The sequence below is a fragment of the Peptoniphilus rachelemmaiella genome, assembly GCF_943169845.1.
GTDB classification, from domain to species: Bacteria; Bacillota; Clostridia; order Tissierellales; family Peptoniphilaceae; genus Aedoeadaptatus; species Aedoeadaptatus rachelemmaiella.
This window is the reverse complement of record NZ_CALPBW010000007.1, coordinates 20,485-37,614: the sequence shown is the minus strand read 5'-3', so window position 1 is coordinate 37,614 and position 17,130 is coordinate 20,485. Positions and strand designations below refer to the sequence as shown.

At 50.7% G+C, this 17,130-nt stretch carries 10 protein-coding genes; all 10 read left to right on the top strand.

Translation table 11 applies throughout. From position 1 onward, the window contains the following. Positions 1 to 9: 9 nt before the first annotated feature. The 10 genes from KO087_RS04200 (at position 10) to KO087_RS04155 (ending at position 17,129) form a co-directional block, all read left to right on the top strand. Positions 10 to 4,953, top strand: a complete 4,944-nt coding sequence (locus tag KO087_RS04200) for a phosphoribosylformylglycinamidine synthase (protein ID WP_215508044.1) — start codon at positions 10 to 12, stop codon at positions 4,951 to 4,953. Between the two features lie 114 nt (positions 4,954 to 5,067). Then, positions 5,068 to 6,618 (top strand): NAD(P)/FAD-dependent oxidoreductase, encoded by a 1,551-nt coding sequence (locus tag KO087_RS04195; RefSeq protein ID WP_215508043.1) that lies wholly within the window; start codon positions 5,068 to 5,070, stop codon positions 6,616 to 6,618. Continuing rightward, positions 6,605 to 7,168, top strand: coding sequence for a hemerythrin domain-containing protein (locus KO087_RS04190; protein WP_215508042.1), 564 nt, complete (start codon positions 6,605 to 6,607; stop codon positions 7,166 to 7,168). The genes KO087_RS04195 and KO087_RS04190 overlap by 14 nt, the downstream gene beginning before the upstream one ends. Before the next feature lie 132 nt (positions 7,169 to 7,300). Then, complete coding sequence (rpmG, locus tag KO087_RS04185; RefSeq protein ID WP_215508040.1) at positions 7,301 to 7,450, top strand: 50S ribosomal protein L33; 150 nt, start codon at positions 7,301 to 7,303, stop codon at positions 7,448 to 7,450. Between the two features lie 11 nt (positions 7,451 to 7,461). After that, on the top strand, positions 7,462 to 7,683 hold the full coding sequence (secE, locus tag KO087_RS04180; RefSeq protein ID WP_215508039.1) for a preprotein translocase subunit SecE: 222 nt from the start codon (positions 7,462 to 7,464) through the stop codon (positions 7,681 to 7,683). A 19-nt stretch (positions 7,684 to 7,702) separates the two neighbouring features. Then, positions 7,703 to 8,260 (top strand): transcription termination/antitermination protein NusG, encoded by a 558-nt coding sequence (gene nusG, locus KO087_RS04175; protein ID WP_215508037.1) that lies wholly within the window; start codon positions 7,703 to 7,705, stop codon positions 8,258 to 8,260. 58 nt (positions 8,261 to 8,318) lie between these two features. Next, positions 8,319 to 8,744: a 50S ribosomal protein L11 gene (gene rplK / locus KO087_RS04170; RefSeq protein WP_215508035.1), complete on the top strand. Its 426-nt coding sequence runs from the start codon at positions 8,319 to 8,321 to the stop codon at positions 8,742 to 8,744. A 42-nt stretch (positions 8,745 to 8,786) separates the two neighbouring features. Beyond that, positions 8,787 to 9,485, top strand: a complete 699-nt coding sequence (gene rplA / locus KO087_RS04165; protein WP_215508032.1) for a 50S ribosomal protein L1 — start codon at positions 8,787 to 8,789, stop codon at positions 9,483 to 9,485. 137 nt (positions 9,486 to 9,622) lie between these two features. Next, entirely contained in the window at positions 9,623 to 10,339 is a 717-nt protein-coding gene (locus KO087_RS04160; RefSeq protein WP_215508030.1) for a hypothetical protein, read from the top strand. Between the two features lie 286 nt (positions 10,340 to 10,625). Continuing rightward, on the top strand, positions 10,626 to 17,129 hold the full coding sequence (locus KO087_RS04155) for an S-layer homology domain-containing protein (RefSeq protein ID WP_215508028.1): 6,504 nt from the start codon (positions 10,626 to 10,628) through the stop codon (positions 17,127 to 17,129). Position 17,130: the final 1 nt, after the last annotated feature.

The window sequence follows — 17,130 nt, the reverse complement described above, 5'->3', positions numbered from 1 at the left end:
GGAGGCATTGTGAAGGTACTAATTGTCGGCGGCGGCGGTCGCGAACACGCAATCGGCCATGCCATCGCCAAAAACAAAGCGGTAGAAAAAATTTACTTTGCACCGGGCAACGGCGGCACGGAAGATGTGGGCGAAAATATCGCCATTTCCGCCGATGATATTCAAGGCCTGTTGAAATTTGCCAAAGATGAGGCCGTGGATTTAACCGTCGTCGGCCCTGAAGCGCCCTTGGTTGAAGGCATCGCCGATGTCTTCGAAGAGGCGGGCCTTGTGATTTTCGGCCCGAGAAAAGAAGCGGCGCAGCTGGAAGGCTCCAAGCTCTTTACGAAGGAATTTTGCGTTCGCCACCACATTCCCACGGCGGCCTATTTCGAATCCACGAATCGGGATGCGGTGCGCCAAGGCGCCATGAAACTTCTCGCTGAAAAAGGCGTCTGCGTCTTAAAAGCCGACGGCCTGGCCGCGGGCAAAGGCGTGGTCATCGCCTATTCGGAAGGGGAGATCGAGGCATTTTTAATCGACGTCTATGACAAAGACCGCTTCCACACCGACCGCGTCGTCGTGGAAGAATTCCTTGAGGGCTTTGAAATGAGCCTTCTGGCTTTCTGCGACGGCAAAACCATCGTGCCCCTCTCCACAGCCAAGGACCACAAATCCATTTACGAAGGGGGCCGGGGACCGAACACCGGTGGCATGGGCAGCTACGCCCCCAATGTGGAAGCCTTGCCCCTCTTGGATGCCATCGACGAAAAATTGGTGCGCCCCTTTATGGCGGGCCTGAAAAAAGACGGCATGGATTTCCGTGGCCTGATTTTCATGGGCATTATGATCACCGATGCCGGCCCGGAAATTCTCGAATACAATTGCCGCTTCGGCGACCCTGAAACTCAATCGGTTTTAGAACGCCTCGACGGCGATCTTTTGGACATTATGATGGCCACGGCTAAAGGCGAGCTGGACAAAGTGTCCGTGAAAGAAAACGACAAGAAAGTCGTGTCCTTGACTCTCGCCAGCGGCGGCTATCCCGAGTCGTCAGAAAAGGGCGTGGAAATTACCATTCCCGAAGATTTAAACGACGTTACCGTCTTCCACGCCGGCACGAAAATTAAAGACGGCAAGCTCGTCACCAACGGCGGTCGCGTGCTCACCGTCACCGCCACGGCGGATACCTTCGAAGAAGCCATTGCCAAAGCTTATGCCGGCGCGGATGCCATTCAATTCGAACATAAACAAATTCGCCGAGACATCGGCCCCATGATCAGCCGCGTTTACGTGGGCAGAAAACCGGGCTTCGACAACGCGGCCAAGGGTCTCGCCGCCCAATTAAACGAAGAGCTGGGCATTCACCTGGATGACGTGAAGATCTACGCCCGCTACGATTTGGAAGGGTTGACTGAAGAAGAAGTCCGTCGCCTGACAAAAGAAGTGCTTTCCGAAGCGCCAAGCGATGTGGTTTTCGCCGACGCCGACGCCTTCAAGTTGCAAGCGGACATGGATCACGGCCTCGTGGTGGAATACCAACCGGGTCAATACGATCAGCGTCAAGCCGGCGTCTTGGATACGGCCACGGCCATTTTCGGCCACACCCACCTGGAAGCTTCCTGCGCCACGGTCTACGATTTTATCGGTGACATCGACGCGGACGACTACGCCGCCATCGTGAAACACTTGGTGAACCCTGTGGATCAAAAAATCGGAAACCTCTTCGGCGTACCCACCACCATTAAAAAAGAATCGGAAAAAAATACGGACAACGCCGTCATCGAAGGCTTTATTTCCTGGGACGAAGGGGAATTGAAACGCCGCTTCGAATCCATGGATCTGGCCATGAGCTTCGAAGACTTCGCCTTTATTCAAGACCACTTTAAAGACGTGGGCCGGGACATTAACGAAACGGAACTGGCGATTTTGGACACCTATTGGTCCGACCACTGCCGCCACACCACCTTTAACACGGCCCTTGAAATTGAATTCGACGAAGGCGTAGATGAAAAAATCACCGCCGCCTACGATCGCTACATGAAAACGCGGGAAGCATTAAACCGCAAGAAGCCCGTAAGCCTCATGGATCTCGGCACGTTGGTGGCGAAACACTTAAAGGCCGAAGGCGTGAAGACCAACATGGAAGAGTCGGAAGAAATCAACGCCTGCTCCATTCGCGAGGACGTGGTGGCGGAAGACCTCCGCACAGGAAAGGAAGAGACCATTCCCTACCTTCTCATGTTCAAAAACGAAACCCACAACCACCCGACGGAAATCGAACCCTACGGTGGCGCCTCCACCTGCTTGGGCGGCTGCATTCGCGACCCCCTCTCCGGCAGAGCCTATGTTTATCAGGCCATGCGCCTTACGGGAAGCGGCGATCCCACCATGCCCATTGAAGACACCTGGGAAAGCAAGCTGCCCCAAAAGAAAATCACCACGGAAGCCGCCAACGGCTACGCTTCCTACGGCAATCAAATCGGCATTCCCGCCGGCCTCGTAGAAGAGCTTTACCACGACGGCTACATGGCCAAGCGCATGGAAGTGGGCGCCGTGGTCGGTGCCGCACCTGAAAGCCATGTATGGCGCGGCGAACCGAAGCCCGGGGATTTGATCCTCTTAATGGGCGGCAGAACGGGCCGCGACGGCATCGGCGGCGCCACGGGAAGCAGTAAAAAACACACGGCGGCCTCCTTGGCTACGGCCGGTGCGGAAGTGCAAAAGGGCAACGCCCCCCAAGAGCGGAAGCTCCTGCGCCTGTTCCGCCGCCCGGAAATCGCCTCCCGCATTAAGCGTTGCAACGACTTCGGTGCCGGCGGCGTCTCCGTTGCCATCGGCGAATTGGCACCGGGGATCCGGGTGCAATTGGACAAAGTGCCCTTGAAATACGCGGGCCTCAAGCCGAAAGAAATCGCCATTTCCGAATCCCAAGAGCGTATGGCCGTGGTCATCGAAAAAGAAGACCTGCCCCTCTTTGAAGCGATGAGCCGGGAAGAAAATCTTGAAATGACCGTGGTAGCGGAAGTTACTGAAGAAGCCGCCATGCGCCTCTACTACGAAGACAAGTGCATCGTGGACTTGGACCGCGCCTTTATCGACACCGCCGGTGTAGACCGCAGCCAAAAGGTGAAGGTGGAAAAAGATCCCGCCTGCGGCTATTTGAATCGCTACGATTCCCTCACGGCGAAAGACATTTTAAAACCCATGGCGGATTTAAATGTGGTAAGCCAAAAGAATTTAATCGAAAAATTTGACAACAGCGTGGGCCGCGGCACGGTGCTCATGCCCTTAGGCGGCAAGCTGCAGCTCACCCCCACCCAAGCCATGGCGGGCCTCATTCCCGTAGAAGGCAAGAAGAGCCAAACGGCCAGCGTCATGAGCTACGGCGCCAATCCCGAGTTCCTTTCGGAAAATCAATACCTTGGCGCCTACTATGCCGTCGTTGAATCCGTGGCAAAACTCGTGGCCACCGGCGCTGAAATCTGCGACATGTACTTCACCTTCCAAGAGTATTTCGAAAAACTCGCCGAAGACGAAACCCGTTGGCAAAAGCCCTTAAAGGCCCTTTTAGGCGCCTTCGACGCCTGCATGGATTTTAAAATTCCTCCCATCGGCGGAAAAGACTCCATGAGCGGCACCTTCCGCGACAAAGACGTACCGCCGACCTTGATCTCCTTCGCCATTGCCCCCATGGCGGCGAAAGATGTCATCGGCAATGCCTTTACGGCGGCAGGAAACAAGCTGGGCATCGTAGAAGCTGTGCGCACGAAAGACGGCAGAATCGACATCGAGGCCTTCAAAGCATCGGCGAAGGTGCTGAAAAAAGAAATGGCCTCCGGCAATATTCTTTCCGCCGCCGCCATTACCCACAAGGGCACCTTGCCGGGGATGATTATCTCCGCCCTAGGCAACGATCTCGGCTTCGACGTCCAATTAGACGACCTTTACAACGCTCGCTACGGCGACATTATCGTGGAATACAAAGAAGCCTTCGACGGCGTGAGAGCCGTGGGCAGCCTCACAGAATCCGGCTATGTGGTAAACGGCGAAACACTCGACGAAGAAGCCATTAAGAAAGCTTACACCACGGGGCTCGACAAAGTCTTCCCGCCGGAAGTCCACGATCAAAAGAAAGCCCTGGCCACGGTACAAATCGCAAGTACCCGCACGGGAAATGCTTCTACAAAAGACAGCTGCCGCGTGCTCATCGCCTGCTTCCCGGGGACCAACAGTGAATACGACACAAAAGATGTATTTACCAAGGCCGGCGCCGATGCGGAAGTCTTTATCTTCAAGAATCAAACGGCGGAAGAAACGGTGAAGAGCATCTCGGAACTGGCCGCAAAGATTAAAGAAGCGGACATCTTCGCCATTCCCGGCGGCTTCAGCTTTAGCGACGAACCGGACGGCTCGGCGAAATTCATCGCCAACATTCTTCGCACCGAGGTCGTGAAATCCGCTGTGGATCACTTGGTGAAGGAAAAGAAAGGCCTTGTGCTCGGCATCTGCAACGGCTTCCAAGCCTTGATTAAATCCGGCTACCTGCCCTACGGCGAAGCCCGGGTGCAAGAAGCTACATCGCCCACCCTCACCTTCAACGACAATTCCCGCCACGTGGCCCGCATGGTCACCACCCAAGTCATGACCAACGATTCGCCCTGGCTCATGTACTTGAATCCCGGCGACGAATACGAAGTGCCCATTAGTCACGGGGAAGGCCGCCTCGTTCTTTCCGAGGAACAGGCCAAGGCATTGGTTGAAAACAATCAAGTGGCCTTCACCTATGTGGACAATCCCAACGGCAGTGAGTTCAATATGGAAGGGCTCATCAGTCCCGACGGCCACATCTTAGGAAAGATGGGCCACATCGAACGGGTGGAAGACAATCTCTATAAAAACATTCCGAATGTGACGATCATGCCGGTGATTCAAGCAGGCGTGGACTATATTCTGGGAAAGAAAAATAAATAATGGGAAAGGCCTTCCTGCGGGAAGGCTTTTTCGTTACATAGGTTACGGATTTTTTTCGGAAAATACCCTACACTGAACTTGACCTTTTGAAAAAGACAAAGGATAATTGAGCCCATGAACTATCGAATCAACAATTTACATCGGCCCATCGACTCGAAACCCGAGGCCTACGAGGCCGAAATCGAAAAAATCACCGGATTAAAGCCGGGGGACTACACATGGAGCCGCCACCGGGAATCCATCGACGCCAGAAAGGGGCGCACCATGCGCTTCATCGCCGCCGTGGACGTTACGACGGATAAAAAGGTGCGTAAAAACAAACAAATCCTTCCCGTGAAGGAGATGCCCTACGATTTGTCGCCCATTCAATCCACGGAGAAGCCCGTCGTCGTCGGCGCGGGACCGGCGGGGCTTTTCTGCGCCTGGGTTCTCGCCAAGCGGGGCATGGCGCCGATCCTTCTGGAGCGTGGCGACGGCGTGGAAGACCGCGTAAAAAAAGTGGAAGCTTTTTGGGAGACGGGGAAGCTGGATCCCGAGAGCAATGTGCAGTTCGGCGAAGGCGGCGCAGGCACCTTCTCCGACGGCAAACTTACCAGCCGCTCCAAAGATCCCCGTGGCCGCACAGTGCTCGCGTTGTTCAGTCGCCTGGCGGAAGATGAAAGCATTCTCTACAAGAAAAAGCCCCACGTGGGCACCGATGCCCTGCGAAAAGTTTTGGTTCTCTTAAGAGGCGAACTCGAGGCCATGGGGGCGGAGATCCATTTCCGCACGAGGCTAACATCTCTGGTCAAGGAAAATGACGGCTACAGCCTGAGTACAAACAAAGGGGATTTTCGCTCCAAGTACGTGGTGCTGGCCTTGGGCCACTCGGCGCGGGACAGCTTTTACATGCTTCACGAAAAAGGTGTGGCCATGGAGCAGAAGCCCTTTGCCGTGGGCTTTCGCATCGAAGAGCCACAGGCCGCCATCGACAAGAGCCAGTACGGGGACAATCACCGCTTCCTCCCCGCCGCCGATTACAGCCTCACCGCCAAGGTGGAAGAGAAGGGCGTCTACACCTTCTGCATGTGCCCCGGGGGCAAGGTGGTGGCCGCCGCATCGGAGGCAGGCGGCGTCGTAACCAACGGCATGAGCTACAAGGCCCGCGACGGGAAAAATGCCAACGCCGCCGTTCTCGTCACCATCGATCACACCACCTACGGCGAAGGCGTTCTCGCCGGCGTGGCATTTCAACGGGAGATCGAGCAGAAGGTCTTCGCTATGACAAACAGCTACAAGGCGCCCGTTGAAAGCGTGAGCAGCTACCTTTACGGCGAAGAAACAGGCGGTGTAGAGCCCACCTACAAGCCCGGCACCTTCGAGGCGGATCTGCACACCATTTATCCCGAAGCGCTGGACCGGGCCTTGACCGAGGGGCTTAAGGACATGGGTCGCCGCTTCCCGGCCCTTCTCGACAAGGCAATGCTCACGGCTCCGGAGACCCGCTCCTCCTCGCCGGTGCGAATCACGAGGGATTTAAGTACACTGGAGTCCATAAGCCACGAAAATCTTTACCCCGCCGGGGAAGGGGCGGGCTACGCCGGCGGCATCGTATCCTCCGCCATGGACGGCATGCGGGTGGCGGAAAAAATCATCGAAAAGGAGAAAGACCATGTACGGAATTGATGTACTCATGAACGAACACGAACAGATCCTGCGCTTTACCGGGATCATTCGCCGCTATTTAATCAAGGCATTGGAAGGGGAAGTATTATTTCAAGACGAAGTGCTTCCCATGATCGAATTTATTCGAAACTACTCCGACGCCCATCACCACGGCAAGGAAGAAGACATTCTCTTTCGCTACATGCTGTCGGATTTAGGTGACGTGGCGGAAAAAATCGTGCGCCAAGGCATGTTTGCCGAACACGATCAGGCGCGAAACATCGTCAGAAATTTAGACGAAGCGCGCCAAGTGTGGGAAAAAGAACCGACGGATGAGCATCTCCTCGATGTCTTCGGCCTTATGTACAACTACGCCTTTTTGCTCGAGGCCCACGCCGAGCGGGAAAACGCCGTGGTCTATCCCTTCGCCGAGAGAAATTTAAGCGCCGAGCGATTGGAAGCCGTGGACCGGGAGACGAAAGCATTCGAAACGGAACATGCCCATCGCAGGGAAAAATACCTGAAGGAATTGGACCGTTGGGAAGGGCTTTTAGAAAATAAAAACGCCTAAACAATTGACAGGAAGCCGGATATTTGATAGGATTACTCCGTAAACCAAATCCGGAAAACTGGAAAAAGCGGCTTGATACAAGCCCTTTTTTATTGAGTTTATTTCCATTAATTTAGCCAGAGGAGGTGTGTGATGGCAGATCGCGTCACATTAGAATGCACAGAGTGCAAGCAAAGAAACTATGTCACGTACAAGAACAAGAAAAATACGCCTGAACGTATGGAAATGAAGAAATATTGCAAATTCTGCAAGACCCATACGGTTCATAAGGAGACGAAGTAAGGAGAGATACGATGGCGCAAAAAACCACTACCCCGAAAGTTGAGGAAAAACAATCCTTAACGAGATATTTTCGCGGTGTCAGAAGGGAATTTAAGCGGGTCGTATGGCCGACGAAAAAACAATTATTCCAATATAGCTTAATCGTTATCTTCGTCAGCATCGTAACCGCCCTGTTTATTTATGCCGTAGACTTTGTCTTTAGCCATATTATGGGCCTGATTTTCGGCGTATAAGCGGTATGGAGGATTTCAATTGACAGATGATTTAAATCGCAACCGGGGCGAAGCCGGTCAGGAAGAAGCCCATTGGTATGTGATCCATACCTATTCCGGCCACGAAAACAAAGTCAAAGACAATATGGAATCCATGGTGAAAAATCAGGATCTCGGCGATATGATCTTTGATGTCCAGGTTCCCATGGAAGATTACGTCGAAGAAAAAGACGGCGTAAAGAAATTAAAGGAACGCAAAATGTTCCCTTCCTACGTCCTGGTAAAGATGATTATGAACGATAAATCCTGGTACGTCGTCAGAAATACCAGAGGCGTCACCGGCTTCGTCGGCCCGGGGAGTAAACCCATTCCTCTTTCCGATGAAGAGGTCAAGCACTTAGGCGTGACGAAAAAAGAAGCCCTGTCGGATACTTATGTCGTGGGCGATCGCGTCAAAGTCCTGACGGGACCCTTCGAAGATTTCGTCGGCATTGTCAAAGAGCTGGACGAGGAAAATCGAAAGGTGAAAGTCACCATTTCCATGTTCGGCCGCGACACCTTGGTGGAATTGGACGTCAACCAATTAACCGAGGCATAAACGTAAGCACATTAAGAGTGGGAGGGAAACCCCGCAAAACCACATTAGGAGGTGTACTATGGCAAAGAAAGTCATAGCAATCGTTAAATTACAAATCCCCGCAGGCAAGGCAACGCCGGCACCGCCGGTCGGTACCGCCCTCGGGCCCCACGGCGTTAACATTATGGAATTTACCAAAGCATTTAACGCCAAGACGCAAGACCAAGCCGGTATGATCATTCCGGTTGTCATGACCGTCTACCAAGATCGTTCCTTTACCTTTATTACCAAGACCCCGCCGGCAGCCGTCTTAATTAAAAAAGCGGCAGGCATCGACAAAGCAAGCGGCGAGCCCAACAAGACCAAAGTGGCCAAGATCACCAAAGATCAATGCCGCCAAATCGCCGAAACGAAAATGCCCGACTTAAACGCAGCCGATGTCGAAGCGGCCATGCGCATGATCGCCGGTACGGCACGCAGCATGGGCGTCGAAGTAGAAGGTTAGTGGGAGAAATTCCATTTCGTTTGAACCACAAGGAGGTTAAACATGCCTAAGAGAGGTAAAAAATATCAAGACAGTCTTAAACTCGTCGATCGTTCCAATCTTTACGATGTGAACGAAGCCATTGAATTGGTACAAAAGACCGCCGTCGCTAATTTCGATGAAACCATCGAGCTCGCCGTTCGCCTCGGCGTCGACCCCCGTCACGCCGACCAACAAGTTCGCGGCACCGTCGTCCTGCCCCACGGCACCGGTCGTACGGAACGCATCTTGGTCTTCGCTAAGGGCGACAAGGCAAAAGAAGCCGAAGAAGCCGGCGCAGATTACGTCGGTGGCGAAGAGCTCATGAAGAAGATCCAAGACGAAAACTGGTTCGAATTCGATGTCGTCGTGGCAACACCCGACATGATGGGCGTCGTCGGTCGTATCGGCCGTGTTTTAGGTCCCAAGGGCCTCATGCCGAACCCGAAAGCCGGCACCGTTACCTTTGAAGTAGCGCAAGCTGTGCAAGAAATCAAAGCAGGTAAAGTTGAATACCGCGTCGACAAAGCGGCCATCATCAACGTACCCATCGGCAAGAAATCCTTCGGCACCGAAAAGTTGACCGAAAACTTCAAAACCTTAATGTCTGCCATTATTCGTTCGAAACCGGCAGCAGCGAAAGGTCGCTACTTGCGCTCCGTCACCGTGGCTTCCACTATGGGCCCCGGGATCCGCGTAAACGGCTCTAAATTAATGGATTAACAAAATAAAAGATGGCGCTCGCTTCGGCGGGCGTTTTTCTTTTGCAAACAAAGCATGGAATCTTAGGAAAAGCTTCGATTTGCCGACTCTTTTTCTTCGGCACCCTTTGCTATAATGAGAAAAAAGGGGGAGATGAAATGAAAAAAGGATTATTCGCCGCGCTGTTCTTGCTTTTTTTGGTAGGCTGTACGGCGCCGGCGTCGCGAACGGTGGATCAGGTGATTTTTTGCGGACAGCTACTGGACCCGTCGGACTACATCGTAAAAGACGGCAAGGCATTCATCGACGAAGACGTGGTCATGGAAAAGGCATGCTACCTGCCCGTGAAAGACGAGGACAATGTGTCTTTTAAAACGACGCAGGAGAAGATCATTCAAATTCCCATTCAAAAAGACACCGTCATCCGCCAAGGCGATAAGCGCTACGTGAACATGGAAACGGTCTTCGAATCGCAGAAAAAAATCGTCTACTATGACGAAGAGAAGCACCTTCTCGTCCTGGGCACCTTCGACAGAAAGGACCTGGCCTACAGTGACATCACGCAAAAAGAAACCCTCACTGGTCCCGCCATCACCTGGGATTGGCCAGAAGACGGCATCGAAGGGGTGGAAGTGGTGAAGGGAAAGGGCAGCATCGCCTTTAAGTTTAAAGCAACCGGCGAAATCTTAGGCACCATCGAAGAAAACCCCAAAGACTTTCCGCAAAAAGACCAGCTCCTCTTGGGCGCGAAAGACGGAAATTATTTGGTGGCCACGGTGAAGGAAAAAGAACCGCGAAAACAAGGCGAGGTGCCGAGCCGCCGCTCCTACGCCATCGACGGCATCATGTCCGTCTTGACCTCGGTGAAAATGTAAAAAAATTTATGACAAAGAGCGAAAGCATCTCTACGGAGGTGCTTTTTTTTTGTGCCGCTGAAAAGTAAAAATTGAAATTAAAATAACCCCCTGTTTACGGTGGGCAAAACCTTGAAATCATGGGAATAAAAGGATGATGAGAGGAGATATCACTCCCTCTCCGTTAACCAAGGGTAACGCAAAAAATTATACCGAATCCATTGAAAAAGTCTACCGGCTTAATTAACATAATGATAGTAACGATCAGTTGGCTCTTATTTAACCATAGACAGAAGGAGGAATATAAATGAAACGACATATCGCACTCTTGTTGGCTTTTTGTATGTTGCTGACAAGTTTTCCTGTAAGGAGTGTCCACGCCAATGGGGCGAAGGAAGTGCCTCAGGGCATCGTCTTCGATACATCGGCAGGTGCTTTAAAAATAGGATTTGCCGGCGCCGAGCCCAGCCAAGCGCAGCGTGATTGGATGCAAAGCATTGAATCCATTAAGTTAAATGGGCAGTATTATTACAAAGAGGGAAGCACAACCGGGGAAAAGAATTATAGATTTGTTTTCGATGAAGACGAAGAAAAGATTATCATCGACAATCATGTCCTCGTTCTGCCGGAAAATCCCATTGAGATCACGGCGCAAGGTTATACCTTTTATAAAGGCGTGATCAAAAACGAAAAGATAAAGAAAATGGCAGATGGCCTGACGATCACATCGATCGAAACAGGACAATCCAGCACAGACCCTAAAGGAACCTATGTCGGCGTTCGATTGTCATACAAATATGATTCCGACAACGGCGGCGCGTTAAATTACTTATTAAAAAACAATGTGGAGAAGGTCGTCATCGACGGAAAGACGCTGAACCGCATAGGAAGCGACAATTTCCCCAATCTCCTGTGGTATAACGGAATTTTCTGCACATGGGATAAGATGAAAGACGGGAAGGCCATTGTAGAGAACTTCGCCGCGAACACCGCCCATGAATTTAAAATCATCATGAAGGACAGCTCGGAAGTCGTGATGAGGGAAGAAGGTTATGTCGATAAGAACAATGAACCTACCCCCAATGAAAAACTCAGCCAAGTGAACACCGGGGGCATGGCAGAAGGTTTAGAGATCGACGGCGTGGGCACGCCCGAAAAATTAGGCAATGCCCTAACCCTTTCCAGCGATATCCCGAGGGAAAAATGGCACGAAAAATACTTCCAAAACATTCGCTACATTCTCGTCGACGATAACGGAGGCAATGATTTAAGACCGGAGTGGACCAACTTTTTCATCGATGCAAAGAAAGACACGAGAGATCTTACGCTGTTTAACGGGAAGCTTGAATTTGCCATGACGGGCTTAAAGCTTTTAGACAACAAGGCCCACAAAATCGTCATCGGCTTTAAAGACGGCAACACCATTACCTACACCCAAGCGGGCTATGTAGCGCCGAAAGAAATTAAATTCGATGTAAAGAAATACATCGCCGAGCAAGACAAAAATCAAAAACCGGAACCGGGCAATGAAAACACATTGGCTAAGCGCTTCCAAATCGAACGCATCGGCTTCACTAAAAACTATACCGGTAATTACGACTACAGTCAGCCGAAAATTTTCTTTAAAAACCTTCCGCCTAAATCAGATATGGCGGAAAGTACGGCATTGGAAAATGCCATGAAGGACGCCAGTTTCCAAGTCAATGGCGGCGAAAAAATCACCAATGTCCAAGGTAGTATTTCTCGCGGCTTGGAGGAATGTTTTGAAGCATTTAGCTTCTCGCCCTACGGAGGACCGGCACTTGGTAAGGCAATAAAAGAAGCGGGCAATGATCCCCATATTGTGGTTACCTTCTCCGACGGCTCCGTATGGGACAACAAGCCCAACGAAAGCGGACACGAAACGCCGGCCCCTGAAACCGGAAAGAAAGACGAATACCCCATTCAAAACATTATCTTTAAAATCAATGGATCCTCGCCTCAATTAGAATTGGATTTCGGTTCGGCTCAAAAGGCGAAAGAAGTAGGTAACGAAATTAAGACCATTAAGATCAACGGAAAAGCATACGACAAATCGACCTTTGGTTTTAGTATGGTTACCGATCACTACATTTCCAACGACGAAGAAATCGCCAAAGCCCTTTACGGCAAGAGCGAAATCAAAGTGGAAATTACCTACAACGACAACACCACGGCGACCAAGACCGTGACCATTACGCCGGTGGAAGATCCCAATGCACCGAAACCGCAACCGGAAACGCCCAAGCTCGTCACCAAAATGGACGCTGCCACAGGTGTGAAAGCGGAATACATGTCCGATGTCTTTGAAGAGGGAACGGAACTTAAAGTAGAAAAAGTCGAAAAAGCGAAATTCTTTGAAACCTATAAAAACGCGGACAAGGAAATCGACAAAGCAGGGAACTTTACCGCCTACGACGTGTCCTTCGTAAAGAACGGAGTAAAGCAAGGCACCATTAAGAATGTGAAGCTTTTCTTCCCCGTGGGCGAACACAACAAAACAAGCGTCGGTTTATACCAAGCCTATGCTAATTACGACGAAGACGACGAACAAATGTATACGGGAACCTACAAAGTAGAGCCCAAAGTGGAAGGCAACTTTATCACCTACTCCACCAACACCTTTACCACTTACGCCATTACAAGCGACAAGATGATCAAAAAAACCGACGACGCTGCGAAGGTATCCGTTGTATACCCCAAGGGTGCCTTTAAAGAGGGCGTTGAACTGAAGGTTACGGATGTCGCAGGCGATCAATTTGTAAAAGACAATGTGGCAGTAAAAGCTGTTGCCGAAAAAGCCAAGACTGTCACGGCCTTTGACATCAGCTTCCTGCTTAACAATGCGAAACAACAACCGAATCGCAAGGTGGCAGTAAGCCTTCCCCTTGGGAAACACGATAAAGACAGCGTGAAGGTTTACCACTTCGATAAAGAGGGCGCAGCGGCACCCGAGCTTGTAAAAGACGTGAAGATCCAAGGCGATAAGATCGTCTTTGAAGCGGAAAAATTCAGCTACTACTTTGTCACCTCCGGCGTAAAAGAAGAGCCGGGGGATACGAGGAAGCTTAACGAGCGCTTCCAAATCAAGGACGTGAAGGCGGAAAAAAATTATGCAGGCTCCGACGCCCTAAAGATCAGTCTGAAGAATATGAAATCCGACGACCGTGACGGGCAAAAAGCATTTGCAGATGCAATTAAAGAAGCGAAGTTCTTCGTCAACGGCGGCGAAGCCATTGAAAATGTCACTGTATATTGGACGATGGTAACGGATAATTTTGAAGTCGCCACCTATGAAGGCGGCGGAGAAGCACTCTTGAATGCAGTCGTGGCTGCGGGAGAAAACCCCCACATTAAAGTGGTCTTCTCCGACGGAAGCGAATGGGAAAACAGAAAAGCCGGCGATACACCTGCCAAGACCGACAATTTCGATTTAACGGACAAGCTTCCCAACGGCGAATACACCATTCATTTCACGCCTACTGAAGAAGGGAAAACCAAAGAGCTTCCCATGGTAAGCGGCATTATCGGCAATCGTGCCAAGCTTGTCGTGAAGGACGGCAAAATGATGTTGTCCTTGAGGGCAGGTAAACTGGCGGATCAAATACTGGACTTAGGTATGAAGATCGACGGTCAATTTAAGTCCGGCGAAAAAACCACCGAGGGTTTAAAACAAGATCAAGCCATCTATACTTGCGAAGTGAAGGATTTGCATCAAATTCAAAAGCTCGCTGTTCTTGTAAAAATCATGGGAGGAAGCGCCGATCAAATCGGTCATTTTGAAAATTATCGTAAGGCCGACCTCCACTTTAACCCCCCCATTAAAAAAGGCTTTAAAGGCTACGACGATCCCACGGATCCCGAAGCGCAAAAGAAGAGAAACGATGAGAATCTTACCTTGAAGTTGTTAGCAGCCGGGGTAAAGGACTCGAACAATGACGGCAAGCTTACCCCTGACGAATTGTATAAGGCCACCGGCCGCTTGGATCTTTCCGGAGAAAAAATTGCCAAGACACCGGATATTTCCATGCTGAAGGATCTCGGCCCCGGCGTTGCGGGCATCGAGCTTTCAAGCAACGACATTACCGAAATCCCCGAAGGGCTTTTCGACAAGATGACGGGCCTTACCCATATTAATATTTACGGCAACAAGATCAAGACCCTTCCTAAGGGCATTTTCGACAAAAACGAAGACCTCTCCACTCTATGGATGTCAGGGAATAAGCTGACAGACTTAGACAAGGACTTACTGGCGAAAAATACAAAAATCAGAGAGATCGACTTGTCTAACAACGGCATTGAAAAATTACCTGAAGGCTTCTTGAAAGGTGCAAGTCGTTTGGAAACCTTCTATGCTTCCGAAAACAAGTTAACCAGCCTGGACGGCGTTTTGGCAGACAAGTATAAACGGTTGAGAATCATTAATGTCAACGGCAATGAACTAAGGTCCTTGCCGGAAGCATTCGGCAAGTACAAAGCTCTGGAAGAACTTCGAGCCAACAACAACAAGCTGAAGGCGCTTCCCAAGGCCATGGATCAATTAAGCCGACTGGTCATTCTCGATTTGGAAAACAACGAAATTGAATCCTTGCCGGAGAGCTTGTGGCTCCGCATGGCGGACAACGCCAATGAATACGCCACGAAAAATCCGAATTTAGTCGTCAAGGGCAATCTCTTAAAAGCCATTCCCTTCGATAAAATTGCGGAAAAGGCAAGCGGTCAACGGGTACGGTTCAACAAATTCGATGTATCCTGCAACTATTTGAAGTCCACCTTAACGGACGCCGAATTGGCTACCATTAAAAAAGCGGGCGTTACCATTAAAGACACCCACGACAACTTTTACCAACCCCAACGCAGCGCCATCAACGCACAAGTGAACTATGCGGATGGCAAGGTAAAGGTAAGCCAAGATTTGGATCTCCTTCAAATGTTCTACTGGAATATTGGAGATATTAACGATTGGAAATTCTTCAAGAGCCCCGACGAATACAAAGCCTTTGTGGAAAACACCATTTACAAGAAGTACGGCATTGTCACGGGCAACGACCGATTAGGCATTGCACAAGTCTTGGATAAAACCGGCTGGGACTGGAAGATTCAAAATATCATTGAAAAGATCGACGGCGACAAGGCCACTGTCGTCTATAACGGTTTTGTAAAGAACAAGGGCCACAACGATGTGGAATCGGAAATCGATCCGGTAGACAGCTTAAACCCTGTCATTGAAGCCGCATTGGATCCCGGTGCAAATTATAAATTAACCCGTCGCCTGATGCTTACGAAGAGTACTTTCGTAACGGAATTTAGCTACTCCGTAGACTTCAAAACCCCTGAAACGGCTGTTGATGAGGACCTTGCCAAGGCAAAGGACGCGTTAAGGGCAGCCATTGAAGCGGCAGAAGCGAAGCTGAAAGACGGCAAAGATTACACCGACGCAACGAAGAAAGCGGTAAGCGAACAATTGACCGCTGCCAAAAAAGCATTAAAAGGTAACGATGCCGATGCCATGAACACGGCGAAAGCTGCATTGGAAAATGCCGTAAAAGCCCTGGAGGAAAAACCGGCAGTTAGTGGAGAAGACGCCAAGCTTAAAGAAGCGAAAGATGCTTTAACCAAAGCCATCGCGGCGGCAGAAGCGAAGCTGAAAGACGGCAAAGATTACACCGACGCAACGAAGAAAGCGGTAAGCGAACAATTGACCGCTGCCAAAAAAGCATTAAAAGGTAACGATGCCGATGCCATGAACACGGCGAAAGCTGCATTGGAAAATGCCGTAAAAGCCCTGGAGGAAAAACCGGCAGTTAGCGGAGAAGATGCCAAGCTTAAAAAAGCGAAAGCGGCTTTAACCAAAGCCATCGAAGCGGCAGAAGCGAAGCTGAAAGACGGCAAAGATTACACCGACGCAACGAAGAAAGCGGTAAGCGAACAATTGACCGCTGCCAAAAAAGCATTAAAAGGTAACGATGCCGATGCCATGAACACGGCAAAAGCCGATTTAGAAAAAGCGGTGGCAGGCTTAAAAGAAGTACAAAAGCCGACACCGCAACCGACACCGCAGCCGACGCCTCAACCGAAACCTCAACCGAAGCCTTCACAAGATAAGAAAAACAGGCCGAGCGGTTCCTCTTCCGGTTGGAGCGGGCACAGACCCGGCGGAAATTCTCAATCCGCTCCGTCGAAACCTCAGGAAAGTAAACCGGTTGAAAAACCGAAGGTGACGGAAACCAAGGCGAACTTTACGCTGAATGTGCCGAAAGAAGCCTTCGTCAAAGGCTATCCCGACGGAAGCTTTAAACCGAATCAAAAAGTGGTTCGCTCGGAAATCGCCACCATGCTGGCACGTTTTGTAAATGTCAGCGGCGATTTACAAAAAGCCCTCGCAGACATTCGCCCCACGGATTGGTATTTCGACAGCTTTAAAACCTTAATCAATGCAGGTATAATCACCGGCTACGGCGACGGCAATTACCGTCCTGATGAAGGTGTCACCAGGGCACAAGCGGTTACCATGATCGCCAGATTAAAAGGCCTTCAACCGAAACAAGGCGGATTTAAAGATGTTCCCGCAAACGCATGGTATGCAGGCTATGCCGGTGCCCTTAAAGAAGCGGGCATCGTCGTCGGCTACGAAGACGGATCCTTTGGCGGAGACCGCGTCATTACCCGTGCGGAAATTATCGCCATGATTAACCGTGCATTCAATATTCCCAAGAAGGAATCCCGCAAGGCGTTCAGCGATTTGCCGGAAAACCACTGGGCTTACGAAGACATTCAAAAAGCCGCCAACTAAA